This window comes from Haemophilus haemolyticus (genome assembly GCF_001008205.1).
GTDB classification, from domain to species: domain Bacteria; phylum Pseudomonadota; class Gammaproteobacteria; order Enterobacterales; family Pasteurellaceae; genus Haemophilus; species Haemophilus haemolyticus_Q.
Genome location: NZ_LCTK01000037.1, coordinates 16,472 through 32,866 on the forward strand (window position 1 = coordinate 16,472; position 16,395 = coordinate 32,866).

A 16,395-nucleotide genomic window follows, 5' to 3' on the forward strand; every position below is an offset into this window, starting at 1 on the left:
TTTAGCTATCCAATAAATTCACTAACATTTTGTGATAAATTTCACCGCACTTTCCAAGATCTTCAACACTGACACATTCATTTACTTTATGAATTGTTGCGTTAAGCGGACCAAATTCCACTACTTCAGCGCCCATCAATGCAATAAAACGACCATCTGACGTGCCACCACCTGTTTCAGCCTTTGGCGTTATGCCTGTGATTTCCTCAATAGAGGAGGTTATCGAATCTAATAATTTACCTGGTTTTGTTAAAAACGGTTTACCTGATAAATTCCATTCAATACAATATTTCAAATTGTGTTTTTCTAGCATTTCAGCCACTTTTTGCTTGATGATTTCATCCGTTACTTCTGTGCAATAACGCAAATTGAACTGAATATATAACTCGCCTGGAATCACATTATTACTTCCTGTACCCGCATGAATATTAGCAATTTGTAGGCTTGTGGGAGGGAAAAACTCATTGCCTTCATCCCATTGGTAAGTTGTTAATTCTTGCAAAAATGGGGCTGCTTTATGGATTGGGTTTTCGGCTAAATGCGGATATGCCACATGCCCTTGAATCCCCTGAATATAAAGATTTCCTGTAATTGAACCGCGGCGACCATTTTTGACAACATCGCCTAAGTTTTTAGCACTCGATGGCTCGCCAACCATACAATAAGTAATTTTTTCACCACGCGCCATTAAAGTCTCAACCACGCGTACAGTACCATCTTTTGCAGCAGCCTCTTCATCAGACGTAATCAATAATGCAATTGTGCCTTTATGATTAGGATTTGATTTTACATATTCTTCTGCCGCCACAATCATTGCTGCAAGGGATCCTTTCATATCCGCCGCACCACGACCATAAAGCATGCCATCAATAATCTCAGCAGAAAACGGAGAATACGACCATTGATTTTCATCACCAGTAGGCACAACATCCGTATGCCCGGCAAAAGCAATCACAGGCTCACCCGCTCCGTGCTTTGCCCACAAATTCAGCGTATCATTAAAAGGCATCCATTCAATTTGAAAACCTAACTTTTCTAAACGTTCGGCGATAATTTGCTGACAGCCTTCGTCATTAGGGCTAATAGACGGGCGACGAATTAAATCTCGCGCCAACGAAACCACTTTTTCTCTCATAAAAACTCCTAAAAAATAACCGCACTTTAAGCAAAAGCAGCCTGATATTCCTTTTCATTAAATCCAATTAATGCCTTTCCATCTTGTAAAATAATTGGGCGTTTAATTAAGGTTGGATTTTCCGCCAACACGGAAAGTGCGGTCGTTTTATCAAGGGAATTTTTAACTTGTTCATCCAAATTACGCCAAGTTGTACTGCGTTTATTCACCAACACATCCCAGCCAAATTGAGCTTCCGCTTGGACTAAAAAATTCGAATCTAAACCATCAATACGGTAGTCGTGAAGTTTGTGTTCAATATTGTGATCTGCTAGCCATTTCAACGCTTTTTTTACTGTATCGCAATTTTTAATGCCGTAAACTGTAATCATGTTTCACCTAAAAACAAAAAATCCTCAATCTAATCAGACTGAGGATTTTAACCCTTATACTACTTCATCTCAAATGAATTAACTTAACAACTTATTGATACGTTTAATAAATACAGATGGATTTTCCAAAGATCCACGCTCTGCTAACATAGCTTGTTCGAGCAACAATTCTACCCAATCAGCAAATTCAGTTTCATCTGCAATATCAGCTACTTTTTTCACTAAGTGGTGTTCTGGATTCAGTTCAAAGGTGTATTTTACTTCTGGTACTGGTTGCCCTGCAGCGGCAAACAATTTCGCCATTTGCGTCGTCATTTGATCATTATCCGTAGAAACCACCGCTGGTGTATCCGTTAAATTGTGAGTTAAACGTACCGTTTTCACCCGTTCGCCAAGCAAGTTTTTCACACGCTCAATAAAACTACCAAAGGCTTCATCTTGTTGTTTTTGTGTTTCAGATTCTTGATCTGCTAAATCGCCTAAATCCAAATCTGCTTTCGTGATACTTTGTAATGGTTTACCATCGAATTCAGTTAAATAGCTTAACATCCATTCATCAATGCGATCGGAAAGCAATAAAACCTCAATGCCTTTTTTATTGAATAATTCCAAGTGCGGGCTATTTTTCGCTGCAACATAACTATCCGCTGTAATGTAATAGATAGCTTTTTGCCCCTCTTTCATACGCGAGATGTAATCTTCTAAAGAGACGGTTTGCTCGCTGCTATCATGATGTGTTGAAGCAAAACGCAATAACTTAGCGACGGTTTCTTTGTTAGCAAAATCTTCTGCAGGGCCTTCTTTCAAGACTAAACCAAACTCTTTCCAGAATTGAAGATATTTTTCTGCATCATCTTTTGCTAATTTTTCTAGCATTTGTAATGAACGCTTAGTTAATGCTTTGCGTAATGCAGCAGTAATTTTATTATCCTGTAAAATTTCACGAGACACATTTAATGGCAAGTCATTGCTATCGATTAAACCACGCATAAAACGGAGATAATTCGGCATAAATTGCTCAGCATCATCCATAATAAATACGCGTTGAACATAAAGTTTTAAGCCGTGTTTATGTTCGCGATTAAATAAATCCCAAGGTGCTTTAGCTGGCACATAAAGCAAACTAGTATATGCTTGATTTCCTTCAACTTTGTTATGCGCCCAAGTCACAGGATCAGCAAAATCGTGGCTTAAGTGTTTGTAAAACTCTTTGTATTCCTCATCGGAAACATCATTTTTAGAACGCGTCCAAAGTGCATCGGATTTATTAATTTTCTCCCATTTTTCACCGCACTCTTTACCTTCATCATCGTATTCTTTCGTTAGCATTTCCACTGGCAAGCCAATATGGTCAGAATATTTACCAATAATTTCACGTAAACGCCATTCATTTAAAAATTCTTTTTCATCTTCGCGTAAGTGCAAAATCACATCTGTGCCACGGGATTTTTTCTCAATATCCGCCACAGAATATTCACCTTCACCCTCAGATTCCCAAAGCACCGCTTTATCCGCCTCTTCGCCAGCTGCTCTGGTTTTTACAGTCACTTTATCTGCCACAATAAAAGCTGAATAAAAACCCACACCAAACTGCCCAATAAGCTGGCTGTTTTTTGCTTGATCTTGGCCAAGTGCGGTTAAAAATTCTTTTGTTCCTGATTTTGCAATCGTACCCAAATGATCGATGACTTGCTCACGAGTCATACCAATACCGTTATCACTAATTGTGATTATTCCTTTATCCACATCAAAGCTAACACGCACACGCAAGTCGCCATCGCCTTCATATAAAGCTGGGTTGGAAAGCGCTTTAAAGCGTAATTTATCTGCTGCATCAGAGGCATTAGAAATTAATTCACGTAAAAATATCTCTTTGTTGGAATACAAAGAATGAATCATTAATTGGAGGAGTTGTTTGACTTCAGATTGGAAGCCGCGAGTTTCTTGATTTTGTGACATAATTTTTTCCTTCATAAAGATAAAAATTGAACGTCACAGATATAAGAATAAAAAGAAAGATTTCAAGGGGAAAAGAAAAGTGCGGTGAATTTTCACCGCACTTTTATCAGGCTAGTATCAATTACTCTTTTCTTTCCTTCACATTTTCAACCCAGCGTTCTATTAATCGCTTCGCTTCTTGATCCGAACCAAACTTGATGAAATCAATATCAAGTAATTTAAGTTTTGCTGGCTCTGAAAGATGTGGATGCGCTTTGGCATGAATATTTGTTGGCAGTTGGTAAGAATCCGCCTCACGCCAAGGAATTTCTTGAGCTTCAGCAGAAAGAACAAAATCGACAAAGCGTTTAGCATTATCTAAATTGCGTCCATTTTTAATGATACTGACCGCCCCTAACGTATAACCTGTGCCTTCGCAAGGTAAAGCCCCAATAACCGGTGCGCCTTTATCCTTTTCACGCACATAAGTATGCATAAAACCAATATCAACTGCGGCTGCACCAGTAGAAATATTAGCCGTTGCTAATCCAGTTTTCGTGTATTGAGCAATGTTTTTGTCAAGTTCTTTCAAATAAGCAAAGGCTTTATCTTCGCCCATAATTTCAATTAAAGTTGTAAGAATGGTGTAGCCAGTGCCCGATACTCGAGGATCTGGATATTGAATTAACCCTTTAAATTCTGGTTTTAATAAATCAGCATAACACTGAGGTTTTGCAATATTTTTTTCAGCCAGCAGTTTTTCATTCATCCCAATGCCAAGCTCCATAAGATAAATAATCGACGTAGTATCGCCGCGTTGTTCAGTGAGCTTTTTGAATTGAGGCATAATTTCTTTTTGCAGAGGAGAACGATAAGTTTCTAACAAACCAGCATCTCGAGCCTGAAAGTGCGGTTCCAATGTACCGCCATACCACACATCTGCTTGTGGATTTTCTTTTTCGGCTTTGATTTTGCCTAATACAGTCCCAGTGCTATTACGCACAAACTGAGTGTCCACATTATATTTTTTGCTAAAAGCATGAGCGACTTTTTCACAAGTCGTGTTTTGGACGCTGCAATACAGCACTAATTTGCCTTCTGCTTGAGCAGGGGTTGATAAACTTAATCCTAATAAACCGCAACCAAGCACACTGGAAAGTGCGGTCAATTTAAAAGAATTTTTTAAAGAAAAAGAGAGTGTCATGATGCATCCTTACTTATATGAATACAGAAAAAAGTAAGTCAGCCCTTTAAGGAGGAGAGATTAGTTTCCTACGCCAGTGCTAACTGTTTCAGGTTCACGGGTATTTTCTCAGCGATGTCCGCACCCCGACTAACCTCGAATCAATATAAGTTGTAATACTATTTTTGTAAAGTCGGATAAGTTTATGATTTTCTTGATTGTGATATAAAAAAATTAGACTTATAATTCCTGTAAATTTGAACAGATAAAAATTTCATCATGGATATTTCTGAATTACTTGACGGACTTAACGATAAACAACGCGAAGCCGTAGCAGCCCCTCTTGGTAATCACTTAGTGCTAGCGGGTGCAGGCTCTGGCAAAACGCGTGTATTGACGCACCGTATCGCTTGGTTAATTGCGGTAGAAAATATTTCTGAAGGCAGCATTATGGCGGTGACATTTACTAATAAAGCAGCAGCAGAAATGCGTCATCGTATTCAATCTACCCTTGCCAAACACGCACAACATCAATTATTTGGTATGTGGATTGGCACCTTCCACAGCATTGCCCATCGTTTATTGCGAGCTCATCATTTAGATGTGGGATTGCCACAAGATTTCCAAATTTTGGATTCAGAAGATCAACTTCGTTTAATTAAACGGTTATTAAAATTACATAATTTTGATGAAAAAGCTTTTCCGCCTAAACAGGCTTGTTGGTACATCAATAACAAAAAAGATGAAGGCTTGCGACCAAATGACATTGAAGATTTTAATGATCGTCAAGAGCGTGAATGGATTAAAATTTATAAGATCTATCAAGACACCTGCGATCGCGCAGGATTGGTCGATTTTGCAGAATTATTAATTCGGGCCTATGAATTATTTGAGAAAAAACCATTAATTTTGCAACGTTATCAACAACGTTTTCAGCATATTTTGGTGGATGAGTTTCAAGATACCAATAAAATTCAATATAAATGGATCAAAATTCTCGCGGGAGAAACAGGCAAAGTCATGATCGTGGGCGATGACGATCAATCTATTTATGGTTGGCGTGGCGCACAAATCGAAAATATTCAAAAATTCTTGAAAGATTTTAAAGCCGAAACAATTCGCCTTGAACAAAACTATCGTTCTACCGCCAATATCCTAAACAGCGCAAATGAATTAATTGCAAACAATAGTGATCGTCTTGGTAAAAATTTATGGACAGAGGGTGAAAAAGGCGATCCCGTGGGCATCTATGCTGCGTTTAATGAATTAGACGAAGCAAAATTTGTCGCTTCACAAATTCAGGATTGGGTAGAACATGGCGGAAAACTTGATGATTGCGCTGTACTTTATCGTAGTAATAGCCAATCACGGGTTATTGAAGAAGCCTTAATTCGTTGTCAAATTCCATATCGTATTTATGGCGGTATGCGTTTCTTCGAACGCCAAGAAATTAAAGATGCGTTAGCCTATCTTCGTTTGATTAATAATCGTCAAGATGATGCGGCTTTTGAGCGTGTAATTAATACGCCAACCCGTGGCATTGGCGACCGCACTTTAGATATATTGCGTAACTTAACACGCGAACGCCAAATTACCTTGTGGCAAGCAGTACAAGTCGCGACACAAGAAAATATGTTGGCTGGACGAGCCTCAACAGCATTATTGCGTTTCCAGGAATTAATTAATTCACTACAACTTGATACCGCAGAAATGCCGCTTTTCGCACAAACTGATTTTGTGATTAAACATTCGGGTTTATATGAAATGTATAAACAAGAAAAAGGTGAAAAAGGCGAAGTGCGTATTGAAAACTTGGAAGAATTAGTTACCGCGACCCGTGAATTCATCAAACCTGATGATGCAGAAGATATGACGGAACTCACCGCCTTTTTAACTCACGCCTCTTTAGAAGCGGGTGAAGAACAAGCTTCTCCACATCAATCTTGTGTAGAAATGATGACATTACACTCCGCTAAAGGCCTAGAATTTCCTCGTGTATTTATGGTTGGCGTAGAAGAAGGTTTATTCCCAAGTTACCGTTCTTTTGAAGAACCTGGGCGTTTAGAAGAAGAACGTCGTTTAGCTTACGTCGGTATTACTCGCGCGAAGAAAAAACTGACCATCTCTTATGCGGAAAGCCGTCGATTATATGCCAAAGAAGAACGCCATTTACCATCACGTTTTATAGCCGAATTACCGAGAGAATGTATCCAAGAAATTCGTTTACGAGGAACTGTCACGCGCGCGATGAATCTAGCAAAAGTCGGTTCATTGTCGAATACCTGTGCGGTCGAAAATGAATGGAAAATGGGTCAAAAAGTCAAACATGAAAAATTCGGTTTTGGCACCGTCATTAATGTCGAAGGATCAGATAACAATACTCGCCTACAAATTGCCTTCCAAGCGCAAGGCATTAAATGGCTCATTGCACATTTGGCAAAACTGGAAAAAGTGCGGTAGAATCCAAGAGAGTTTTACTTCTACCGATTAATTTCTTTGAAAAGTGCGGTGAATTTTAACTGCACTTTTTTGTATTTGAGTGATTGAATGTTTAAATTTTTCTTCAAACGTATCTTAATGGTAATTCCAACTTTTATTGCCATTACTTTTATCACTTTTGCCCTTGTGCATTTTATTCCTGGCGATCCAGTTGAAATAATGATGGGTGAACGTGGCTTAACACCTGAAATACATCAACAAATGATGCATCAATTAGGATTAGATCTTCCTTTGCATGAACAATATTTTCATTATATTGCTAAAGTGCTACAAGGTGATTTTGGTGCATCATTCCGCACTCAACAACCTGTTCTTACCGAATTCTTTACACTTTTCCCTGCCACAGCTGAATTAGCATTTTTTGCGTTATTTTGGTCGTTATTAGGCGGAGTGATTTTAGGGACGATTGCAGCAGTAAAAAAAGATAGTTGGATTTCTCACACAGTTACAGCTGCATCGCTCACTGGTTATTCTATGCCAATTTTCTGGTGGGGATTGATTTTAATTTTATACGTTTCACCACAACTCGGTTTACCGCAAGGTGGACGTTTAGATAATGAGTTTTGGATCGATACACCAACAGGATTTATGCTCATTGACAGCTGGCTTTCTGGTATGCCTGGCGCCTTCGAAAATGCGGTTAAATCCTTAATTCTTCCTGCAATCGTCCTAGGCACAGTTCCTCTCGCTATTATTACGCGTATGACACGATCTGCGATGTTGGAAGTGTTAGGTGAAGATTACATTCGCACGGCAAAAGCAAAAGGCCTAAGTTATACTCGAATCGTTATTGTGCATGCATTGCGTAATGCGTTAATTCCTGTTGTCACTGTGGTTGGATTAATCGTTGGTCAATTGCTTTCTGGTGCCGTACTGACAGAAACCATTTTCTCATGGCCGGGAATAGGGAAATGGATTATTGATGCCATTCAAGCGCGTGATTATCCAGTATTACAAGGTTCTGTACTGATTATTGCGACGATTATTATTGTGGTGAATTTAACCGTCGATTTACTTTACGGCGTGGTCAATCCGCGTATCCGTCATTAATTGTAGGAGAAATTATGTCTGACACGCCTTTAACTTTCGCGCCGAAAACGCCCTTACAAGAATTTTGGTTTTACTTCAAACAAAACCGAGGCGCACTAATCGGTTTAACCTTTATTGTGATTGTTGTCTTAATCAGCATTTTCGCGCCTTATATTGCGCCTTTTGATCCAACAGAACAAAATCGTACCGCACTTTTACTGCCTCCCGCTTGGTATGAAGGCGGCAATCCTGCCTATCTACTCGGAACCGATGATATTGGGCGAGATATCCTTTCTCGCATCATTTACGGAACTCGAATTTCCGTCTTTGCGGGATTTGTCATCGTATTGCTATCCTGTGCCTTTGGTACCAGTCTTGGCTTGATTTCTGGTTATTATGGCGGCGTGCTAGATACAATTATTATTCGCCTAATTGATATTATGCTCGCGATTCCAAACTTACTCTTGACGATTGTAGTCGTCTCTATTTTAGAGCCATCACTCGCCAATGCCACTTTAGCGATCTCCGTTGTATCAATTCCTAGCTATGTGCGTTTAACTCGAGCTGCGGTAATGAATGAAAAAAATCGTGATTATGTCACCTCCTCTAAAGTCGCTGGCGCAGGTGTTCTTCGCCTCATGTTTATTGTGATTTTACCAAACTGTTTAGCGCCCTTGATTGTGCAAATGACGATGGGAATTTCCAATGCAATCTTAGAGCTTGCGACACTTGGTTTCTTAGGCATTGGTGCAAAGCCACCAACACCTGAACTTGGTACAATGCTTTCAGAAGCTCGTGGTTTTATGCAAGCGGCAAACTGGTTGGTTACAATTCCTGGCTTAGTGATTTTATCTTTAGTGCTCGCCTTTAACTTAATGGGTGATGGCTTGCGTGATGCACTTGATCCAAAACTCAAACAATAGGAAAACAGAATGGCATTATTAGACGTAAAAGAACTTTCTGTTCACTTTGGCGATAAAAAAACGCCATTTAAAGCCGTGGATCGCATCAGCTATCAAGTTGCACAAGGCGAAGTGCTTGGCATTGTGGGAGAATCGGGCTCAGGTAAATCTGTGAGTTCTCTCGCAATTATGGGGCTAATTGATCATCCAGGACGTGTATCGGCAGAATCCTTGCAATTTGAAAACACTGATTTACTCACTTTAGAGAGTAAAGCTAAACGTCAGCTTATTGGCGCTGATGTCGCAATGATTTTCCAAGATCCGATGACAAGCTTGAATCCAGCTTATACTGTAGGTTTCCAAATTATGGAGGCGTTAAAAACTCATGAAGGCGGTACAAAAAAGGCAAGAAAAGACCGCACTTTAGAGCTTTTAAGATTGGTCGGTATTCCAGATCCTGAATCTCGAATTGATGTTTATCCTCATCAGCTTTCTGGCGGAATGAGTCAACGTGTGATGATTGCCATGGCAATTGCTTGCAGACCTAAATTATTGATTGCCGATGAGCCAACAACTGCGTTAGATGTCACTATTCAAGCACAAATTATGGAACTCTTACTCGAATTGCAGAAAAAAGAATGCATGTCGCTGATTTTGATTACCCATGATCTTGCGCTTGTTGCTGAAGCTGCAGATCGAATTATCGTGATGTATGCGGGACAAATCGTTGAAGAAGGCACTGCAACAGATATTTTCCGAGAGCCAAAACATCCTTACACGCAGGCCTTGTTACGTTCATTGCCTGAATTTGCAGAAGGAAAATCTCGCTTAGAGTCATTACAAGGTGTGGTACCTGGAAAATACGATCGTCCAACAGGGTGCTTATTAAATCCTCGCTGTCCTTATGCAACCGAATATTGTCGCCAAGTCGAACCTCAATTGCATCATATCGGTTCACGTAAAGTAAAATGCCATACTCCGCTGAACGAGCAAGGCAATCCCGTTGAATATCAAGGAGCTTAATAATGACGAATGAAGTAAAAGAAAATACGCCATTATTAAATGCGATTGACTTAAAAAAATATTACCCTGTAAAAAAAGGCTTGTTCGCAAAACCACAGCAAGTAAAAGCGTTAGATGGTGTCTCTTTTCAGCTTGAACGGGGTAAAACGTTAGCTGTCGTGGGAGAATCAGGTTGTGGAAAATCAACGCTAGGTCGTTTATTAACAATGATTGAACAACCCACCGAAGGCGAACTGTATTACAAAGGGCATAATTTTTTAGAAAATAATCCTGAAACAAAAGCGCTACGTCGTAAAAAAATTCAAATAGTTTTCCAAAATCCTTATGCGTCATTAAATCCACGTAAAAAGATTGGTTCAATTTTGGAAGAACCATTAATCATCAACACAAAACTTTCCGCCAAAGAACGTCGAGAAAAAGTTTTATCAATGATGGAAAAAGTGGGGTTGCGCGCTGAATTTTATGATCGTTATCCCCATATGTTTTCAGGCGGACAACGCCAGCGTATCGCCATTGCACGTGGTTTAATGTTAGAGCCTGATGTTGTTGTTGCCGATGAACCTGTTTCTGCATTAGATGTTTCCGTGCGTGCACAAGTACTGAATTTAATGATGGATTTACAAGATGAACTAGGCTTGTCTTACGTGTTCATTTCGCACGATCTTTCTGTTGTAGAACATATCGCCGATGAAGTGATGGTAATGTATCTAGGTCGTTGTGTCGAAAAAGGAACAACAGAGCAAATCTTCTCTAATCCTCAACATCCTTATACCAAAGCGTTACTTTCAGCAACACCACGTTTGTCACCAAACTTGCGTCGTGAACGTATAAAGTTAATGGGTGAATTGCCAAGCCCGATTAATCCGCCAAAAGGCTGTGCATTTAATCCTCGTTGTTGGAAAGCGACAGAAAAATGTCGTGAAAATCAACCGCACTTAGAGCAACAAACTGATGGAAAATTAATCGCTTGTTTCCATATTGATTAAATTCATTTTGTCAGATTTATAAATAGGCTCATTTTTTCTCTCGCCAATAGGTTGCAAATCGAGGTTTTCCACGACTCGTGATACCTCGATATTTATAAGTAATCACAGATCCTATCGGAGGGGGATTTTCTCGTTCGCTTAAATTAAAACCCGAACCGATTTTAAATTCTCCCCGATGATTTTTACAGGTTAAAGCGCCCATCACATTTTCAAATTGTCCTTTGCCTTTATGGTGTGCAATGACCGTACATTCTTCATCTTGAGTCGTTTTTAATTTTAAAATCCGATGGCTACGTTTTCGTTCATAAGGTGCATGAGGATCTCGTACTACGACGCCTTCCCCCTTCAAAGATTCGGTTTGATTAAGAAACTTATATAAATGAGCTTTATCTCTCACTGGAATTTGTTCAATAATTTCAATATAAGTTGTTGGATGTTCAAGTAAATACGCTTTCAATTTAGCTAAACGATCAAATAAATTGCCCTCTGCATCAGGCACATCAAAAACATACAATTTCAGTTTTTCCCAACCATCGCCTTTAAAAAATTTTGTGATGGATGAAATTTCCTCAAAATGATTCCGCTCACTAAATAATTCACCGTCAATCGCAAAAGGCGGAAAATCCTTAATGAAATAGGCGGGCGGAGATAAACGTTGCCCTTGTCGGGTTAATAATTGCTTTCCATCCCAATAACCGCGTACACCATCCAACTTTTCTGACATGACCCAACCTTCTATTGGTTGATTATCATAGGTATGAAGAAGCATTAAATCTTGGTTAGCCAAAGCGAAAGAACTCACAAAGAAAAGTAACAAAGTGCGGTAGAATTTCATGATGTTTTTGTAAATTTAAGTGCTGATCATTTTTCTCAGAATACGTTTATCCGGAATAATCCCAAAGCACGCGAATTCACTATTACGATCTAAATCGCAAAAAATCATCACTTCATCAGAAAAAGATGAATTTTTATTTAGGCTAGCGAAGAATGTTTATCTGCTATACAATGCCATCGCGATTTTATTCCCAACAAGGAGCAATCAATGTATTTAGAGCAAATAAAAGCAGAACTTGTGGAAGCACAAGATGTGTTAAACAAATTTATTTCTGACAAAAATAACATTAAATTAATTCAAGAAGCAGCATTATTAATTTCCAATAGCTTCAAACAAGGAGGCAAAGTGCTTTCTTGTGGTAATGGCGGTTCGCACTGTGATGCGATGCATTTTGCAGAAGAATTAACGGGTCGTTATCGTGAAAATCGTCCTGGCTACCCCGCTATTGCGATTTCAGATGTAAGTCATTTAAGCTGTGTAAGTAATGACTTTGGCTATGAATATGTCTTTTCACGCTATGTTGAAGCGGTAGGTCAAAAAGGTGACGTGTTATTCGGTTTATCTACCTCTGGTAATTCAAAAAATATTTTAAATGCCATTGAAGCCGCAAAAGCAAAAGGCATGAAAGTCATTGCAATGACAGGCAAAGATGGTGGGAAAATGGCTGGATTAGCGGATGTTGAAATTCGTGTGCCACATTTCCGTTATGCAGATCGTATTCAAGAAATCCATATCAAAGTCATTCATATTTTAATGATGTTAATTGAGTTTGAAATGGCTAAAGAAGCCTAAAGTGCGGTTGATTTCAGTCGAATTTCTAAAATCCCAAATTTTTTTGGGATTTTTTATTTATGCCACTTGCATAATTATGCATAAAAATGTAATATTTTTTCACCTTAGAAGACGAGAAAATTGAAATGACTATTCGTGTTAAAAATCTAAATTTCTTTTACGGTTCATCTCAAGCATTATTTGATATTAATCTTGAAGCTAATGAGGGTGATACCGTTGTATTGCTTGGCCCAAGTGGCGCAGGTAAAAGCACATTGATTCGCACATTAAATTTATTAGAAGTACCAAAATCTGGCGAATTAAGCATTGCAAACAATGATTTTAATTTATCCAATGCAATGGCAAATCCCAAAGCAATCCGACAATTACGCCAAGATGTAGGAATGGTATTTCAACAATATCACCTTTGGCCGCACTTAACTGTTATTGAAAACTTAATTGAAGCGCCAATGAAAGTGCGTGGCGTAAGCGAAAATGAAGCCAAAGCAGATGCGATGGAATTATTAAAACGTTTACGTTTAGAACAACTTGCCGATCGCTTTCCATTACATTTATCAGGCGGTCAGCAACAACGTGTTGCAATAGCTCGCGCACTGATGATGAAGCCACAAGTTCTTCTATTTGATGAACCAACGGCTGCATTGGATCCTGAAATTACAGCACAAGTTGTAGATATTATTAAAGAATTACAAGAAACCGGCATTACTCAGGTGATTGTGACCCACGAAGTCAATGTTGCACAAAAAGTCGCAACTAAAGTGGTATATATGGAACAGGGAAAAATTGTCGAAATAGGCTCGGCAGATTGTTTTGAAAACCCGAAAACCGAACAATTTAAACAATATCTTTCTCACTAGAGAATAAGGATTTTATTATGAAAAAAACATTATTAACTGCAATTTTATTAGGCGCATCCGTAGCAGCAAGCGCACAAGAGCTTACTTTTGCAATGGAACCTAGCTATCCACCATTTGAAACCACAAATGAAAAAGGCGAGATTATTGGTTTTGATGTCGATGTTGCGAATGCAATTTGTAAAGAAATCCAAGCAACTTGCAAATTCAAAGGCGAAGCTTTTGATGCACTAATTCCAAATTTAAAAGCAAAACGCTTTGATGCATCCATTTCCGCTATTGATATTACCGATGCGAGAGTAAAACAGGTTTTATTCTCTGATGCATATTACGATAGCACTGCAAGCTATGTAACCCTTAAAGGAAAAGCAACGTTAGAAAGTGCAAAAAATGTTGGTGTTCAAAATGGAACCACATTCCAACAATACACAGTAGCTGAAACTAAACAATATACAACTAAGGCTTATGCAAGCTTACAAAGCGCAATTTTAGACTTAAAGAGCGGTAGAATTGATATGATTTTTGGTGATACTGCAGTACTTGCAGATATGATTAGCAAAGAACCAGAAATGCAATTTGTTGGCGAAAAAGTAGCAAATAAAAAATATTTTGGTAATGGTTTAGGCATTGCGATGCATAAATCAAATAAAGAATTAGCTGAGCAATTAAACAAAGGTTTAGCTGCAATTAAAGCAAATGGTGAATACCAAAAAATCTATGATAAATGGATGACAAAATAATCTATGAGTTATGATTTTCTTTCTTTAATGCTTACCGCAGCCCTAATGACTTTAGGGCTTGCGGTCTGTTCATTAATCCTAGGGTTATTTTTAAGCCTAATTTTTGCCGTACTTGAAGCAAATCGTTTTGTTGGTAAACCAACCGCAGTACTTATTGCCTTATTGCGTGGCTTACCTGAAATTCTCGTTGTATTACTCGTGTATTTTGGTTCTACTGAATTAGTAGAAATGCTAACAGGAGAATACATTGAATTTGGGGCATTTGGCTGTGGTGTGTTTGCGCTTTCTCTCATTTTTGCAGCTTATGCTTCACAAACATTACGCGGCGCAATTCAAGCTATCCCGAAAGGTCAATGGGAATCAGGTGCGGCGTTAGGCTTAAGTAAAAGCTATACGTTTATTCATATTGTCATGCCACAAGTATGGCGTCATGCCTTACCAGGTTTAAGCAATCAATGGCTTGTATTACTAAAAGATACAGCATTGGTTTCATTAATTGGCGTGGACGATTTGATGCGCCAAGCGGATCTGATTAATACCAATACACATCAACCCTTCACTTGGTACGGTATTGCTGCATTAATTTATTTGGCAGTGACATTAATTAGCCAAGTTGGTATTCGAAAATTAGAGCTACGTTTTACTCGTTTTGAAAGGGGCGTGAAATAATGTTTCAAGAATATTTAAGCGTAATCGCACAAGGGATTCCAACGAGTTTGTTGCTTACAGTCGTATCGTTGCTGATTGCCTTCTGTTTGGCATTATTTCTCACTTTTTTACTTTCAATGGAAAATAAATGGATAAAAAGTGCGGTCAATTTATACCTTACTTTATTCACAGGCACGCCACTATTAGTACAGTTCTTTTTAATTTATGCGGGGCCTGGCCAATTCCAATGGATTATTGACAGCCCATTATGGTATGTCTTATCCAATGCCTGGTTCTGTGCCGCATTAGCTTTAGCACTAAACAGTGCGGCCTACTCTACACAATTATTTCATGGTGCAGTGAAAGCTATTCCAAAAGGACAATGGGAAAGTTGTGCCGCATTAGGATTAAACCGCATACAAACTTTAAAAATTTTAATTCCTTATGCCTTAAAACGTGCGTTGCCTTCTTACAGTAACGAAATTATTTTGGTATTTAAAGGCACGGCATTAGCTTCCACGATTACGATTATGGATATTATGGGTTACGCACGCCAACTTTATGGTACCGAATATGATGCACTGACAATTTACGGCATCGCAGGCGCGATATATTTAATTATTACGGGCATTGCAACTTTATTGCTACGTAAATTAGAGAAAAAAGTATTAGCATTTGAACGTTTTGAAGTAAGCAAAGCGTAAAGTGCGGTAAAATCTTTAGTCATTTTTAAATCCCAACCTAGGTTGGGATTTTTTATATTTTAATGTGATAGTTTTCTCAAAAAGCTATTTAAAAATAAGATTTCCGAGAATTTTAACTGAACTTTTAGTCAACTATTTTCTACTCCGCCCTAAAATAAATAACGGTGATCGCCTTAGACAATCACCGTTAAATTAAAGTGTTTAATAAAAAGAATTTTACGTATTGTAAAAATTAGAATCCGTAACCTACACCAACTTTCGCACCATAGTTATTAACTTTGGTGTTATCAAAACTACCTAGGCGGTTATACTCAACACCACCATTTGCATACCAGTTACCATCTAATTTATATTTAGCACCCGCTACAACACCATAGCCAATTTTAGTTTCAGAAGAACTTTTATATACTTGGTTAGCTCTATTATCATATTTGAATTGGTTAGCTGCAACACGAGCCCCTACATAAGGTTCAACTTTAGAATTTGTATCAAAATCATATAATACTGATGCACCTAAACCGTGAATTTTCGCACCATCAACTTTTCCGTGATGAGTATAATCACCCGCAACACGCGTATTTCCTAATTTATAACCAACCGCTACACGAGGTTCAATTCGAGTGTTATTACTACCGTTTGCTTTAGTTTGAGATAAACCGATATCGCCTTCAGCATAGATATTCGCATTTGCAACAGAAGCAAAGGCAAATGCACCCACAATAACTGCTAATAAAGATTTTTTCATTGGATAACTCC

16 protein-coding genes and 1 riboswitch are annotated in these 16,395 nt (G+C 38.5%); of the genes, 10 read left to right on the top strand and 6 right to left on the bottom strand.

Going from position 1 to position 16,395, the window contains the following annotated elements; translation table 11 throughout:
• Window position 1 precedes the first annotated feature (1 nt).
• The 4 genes from dapE to AAX18_RS08065 all read right to left on the bottom strand — a co-directional run bounded on the left by dapE (window position 2) and on the right by AAX18_RS08065 (window position 4,648).
• Window positions 2-1,135 carry a succinyl-diaminopimelate desuccinylase gene (gene dapE / locus AAX18_RS08050; protein ID WP_046953514.1) on the bottom strand — a complete coding sequence of 378 codons (1,134 nt, stop codon included), beginning with the start codon at window positions 1,133-1,135 and terminating at the stop codon, window positions 2-4.
• Between the two features lie 26 nt (window positions 1,136-1,161).
• The gene (locus AAX18_RS08055) at window positions 1,162-1,506 is read right to left on the bottom strand and encodes an ArsC family reductase (RefSeq protein ID WP_046953515.1); all 345 of its coding nucleotides are present in this window, start codon (window positions 1,504-1,506) and stop codon (window positions 1,162-1,164) included.
• Between the two features lie 78 nt (window positions 1,507-1,584).
• Window positions 1,585-3,465, bottom strand: a complete 1,881-nt coding sequence (gene htpG, locus AAX18_RS08060; RefSeq protein WP_046953516.1) for a molecular chaperone HtpG — start codon at window positions 3,463-3,465, stop codon at window positions 1,585-1,587.
• Window positions 3,466-3,586: 121 nt separating this feature from the next.
• The gene (locus tag AAX18_RS08065) at window positions 3,587-4,648 is read right to left on the bottom strand and encodes an ABC transporter substrate-binding protein (RefSeq protein WP_005634953.1); all 1,062 of its coding nucleotides are present in this window, start codon (window positions 4,646-4,648) and stop codon (window positions 3,587-3,589) included.
• A 48-nt stretch (window positions 4,649-4,696) separates the two neighbouring features.
• Window positions 4,697-4,786: riboswitch (TPP riboswitch) on the bottom strand.
• 120 nt (window positions 4,787-4,906) lie between these two features.
• Here AAX18_RS08065 and uvrD point away from each other — a divergent pair.
• The 5 genes from uvrD to AAX18_RS08090 all read left to right on the top strand — a co-directional run bounded on the left by uvrD (window position 4,907) and on the right by AAX18_RS08090 (window position 11,066).
• Window positions 4,907-7,087 (top strand): DNA helicase II, encoded by a 2,181-nt coding sequence (gene uvrD / locus AAX18_RS08070; RefSeq protein ID WP_005625757.1) that lies wholly within the window; start codon window positions 4,907-4,909, stop codon window positions 7,085-7,087.
• Window positions 7,088-7,174: 87 nt separating this feature from the next.
• A complete protein-coding gene (locus AAX18_RS08075) occupies window positions 7,175-8,176 on the top strand; it encodes an ABC transporter permease subunit (protein WP_005625756.1) in 1,002 nt (333 codons plus the stop codon).
• 14 nt (window positions 8,177-8,190) lie between these two features.
• Window positions 8,191-9,078 (top strand): ABC transporter permease subunit, encoded by an 888-nt coding sequence (locus tag AAX18_RS08080; protein ID WP_005625755.1) that lies wholly within the window; start codon window positions 8,191-8,193, stop codon window positions 9,076-9,078.
• 9 nt (window positions 9,079-9,087) lie between these two features.
• Complete coding sequence (gene dppD / locus AAX18_RS08085) at window positions 9,088-10,080, top strand: dipeptide ABC transporter ATP-binding protein (RefSeq protein WP_005625754.1); 993 nt, start codon at window positions 9,088-9,090, stop codon at window positions 10,078-10,080.
• 2 nt (window positions 10,081-10,082) lie between these two features.
• Complete coding sequence (locus AAX18_RS08090; RefSeq protein WP_005625753.1) at window positions 10,083-11,066, top strand: peptide ABC transporter ATP-binding protein; 984 nt, start codon at window positions 10,083-10,085, stop codon at window positions 11,064-11,066.
• A 28-nt stretch (window positions 11,067-11,094) separates the two neighbouring features.
• Here the strand turns inward: AAX18_RS08090 and AAX18_RS08095 are convergent, their stop codons facing one another.
• A complete protein-coding gene (locus AAX18_RS08095; protein ID WP_046953517.1) occupies window positions 11,095-11,901 on the bottom strand; it encodes a DNA ligase in 807 nt (268 codons plus the stop codon).
• Window positions 11,902-12,108: 207 nt separating this feature from the next.
• On the opposite strand from AAX18_RS08095, the gene lpcA reads away from it, so the two are divergent.
• The 5 genes from lpcA (at window position 12,109) to artM (ending at window position 15,639) form a co-directional block, all read left to right on the top strand.
• A complete protein-coding gene (lpcA, locus tag AAX18_RS08100; RefSeq protein ID WP_005625749.1) occupies window positions 12,109-12,693 on the top strand; it encodes a D-sedoheptulose 7-phosphate isomerase in 585 nt (194 codons plus the stop codon).
• Window positions 12,694-12,818: 125 nt separating this feature from the next.
• Complete coding sequence (artP, locus tag AAX18_RS08105; protein WP_005625747.1) at window positions 12,819-13,550, top strand: arginine ABC transporter ATP-binding protein ArtP; 732 nt, start codon at window positions 12,819-12,821, stop codon at window positions 13,548-13,550.
• A 17-nt stretch (window positions 13,551-13,567) separates the two neighbouring features.
• On the top strand, window positions 13,568-14,287 hold the full coding sequence (locus tag AAX18_RS08110; RefSeq protein ID WP_046953518.1) for a lysine/arginine/ornithine ABC transporter substrate-binding protein: 720 nt from the start codon (window positions 13,568-13,570) through the stop codon (window positions 14,285-14,287).
• A 3-nt stretch (window positions 14,288-14,290) separates the two neighbouring features.
• The gene (gene artQ / locus AAX18_RS08115) at window positions 14,291-14,956 is read left to right on the top strand and encodes an arginine ABC transporter permease ArtQ (RefSeq protein WP_005625740.1); all 666 of its coding nucleotides are present in this window, start codon (window positions 14,291-14,293) and stop codon (window positions 14,954-14,956) included.
• A complete protein-coding gene (gene artM / locus AAX18_RS08120; protein ID WP_046953519.1) occupies window positions 14,956-15,639 on the top strand; it encodes an arginine ABC transporter permease ArtM in 684 nt (227 codons plus the stop codon). Before artQ ends, artM begins: the two co-directional genes overlap by 1 nt.
• A gap of 232 nt (window positions 15,640-15,871) precedes the next feature.
• On the opposite strand, the gene AAX18_RS08125 is transcribed toward artM, so the two are convergent.
• Window positions 15,872-16,384 (bottom strand): opacity family porin, encoded by a 513-nt coding sequence (locus AAX18_RS08125; protein ID WP_005634965.1) that lies wholly within the window; start codon window positions 16,382-16,384, stop codon window positions 15,872-15,874.
• Between the last annotated feature and the right edge of the window lie 11 nt (window positions 16,385-16,395).

Coding starts and splice junctions, on each gene's coding strand:
- AAX18_RS08080 (WP_005625755.1), top strand. CDS start 8,191: ATGTCTGACACGCCTTTAACTTTCGCGCCGAAAACGCCCTTACAAGAA.
- AAX18_RS08090 (WP_005625753.1), top strand. CDS start 10,083: ATGACGAATGAAGTAAAAGAAAATACGCCATTATTAAATGCGATTGAC.
- artM (WP_046953519.1), top strand. CDS start 14,956: ATGTTTCAAGAATATTTAAGCGTAATCGCACAAGGGATTCCAACGAGT.
- dapE (WP_046953514.1), bottom strand. CDS start 1,135: ATGAGAGAAAAAGTGGTTTCGTTGGCGCGAGATTTAATTCGTCGCCCG.
- uvrD (WP_005625757.1), top strand. CDS start 4,907: ATGGATATTTCTGAATTACTTGACGGACTTAACGATAAACAACGCGAA.
- lpcA (WP_005625749.1), top strand. CDS start 12,109: ATGTATTTAGAGCAAATAAAAGCAGAACTTGTGGAAGCACAAGATGTG.
- htpG (WP_046953516.1), bottom strand. CDS start 3,465: ATGTCACAAAATCAAGAAACTCGCGGCTTCCAATCTGAAGTCAAACAA.
- AAX18_RS08065 (WP_005634953.1), bottom strand. CDS start 4,648: ATGACACTCTCTTTTTCTTTAAAAAATTCTTTTAAATTGACCGCACTT.
- AAX18_RS08095 (WP_046953517.1), bottom strand. CDS start 11,901: ATGAAATTCTACCGCACTTTGTTACTTTTCTTTGTGAGTTCTTTCGCT.
- AAX18_RS08110 (WP_046953518.1), top strand. CDS start 13,568: ATGAAAAAAACATTATTAACTGCAATTTTATTAGGCGCATCCGTAGCA.
- dppD (WP_005625754.1), top strand. CDS start 9,088: ATGGCATTATTAGACGTAAAAGAACTTTCTGTTCACTTTGGCGATAAA.
- AAX18_RS08075 (WP_005625756.1), top strand. CDS start 7,175: ATGTTTAAATTTTTCTTCAAACGTATCTTAATGGTAATTCCAACTTTT.
- artQ (WP_005625740.1), top strand. CDS start 14,291: ATGAGTTATGATTTTCTTTCTTTAATGCTTACCGCAGCCCTAATGACT.
- artP (WP_005625747.1), top strand. CDS start 12,819: ATGACTATTCGTGTTAAAAATCTAAATTTCTTTTACGGTTCATCTCAA.
- AAX18_RS08055 (WP_046953515.1), bottom strand. CDS start 1,506: ATGATTACAGTTTACGGCATTAAAAATTGCGATACAGTAAAAAAAGCG.
- AAX18_RS08125 (WP_005634965.1), bottom strand. CDS start 16,384: ATGAAAAAATCTTTATTAGCAGTTATTGTGGGTGCATTTGCCTTTGCT.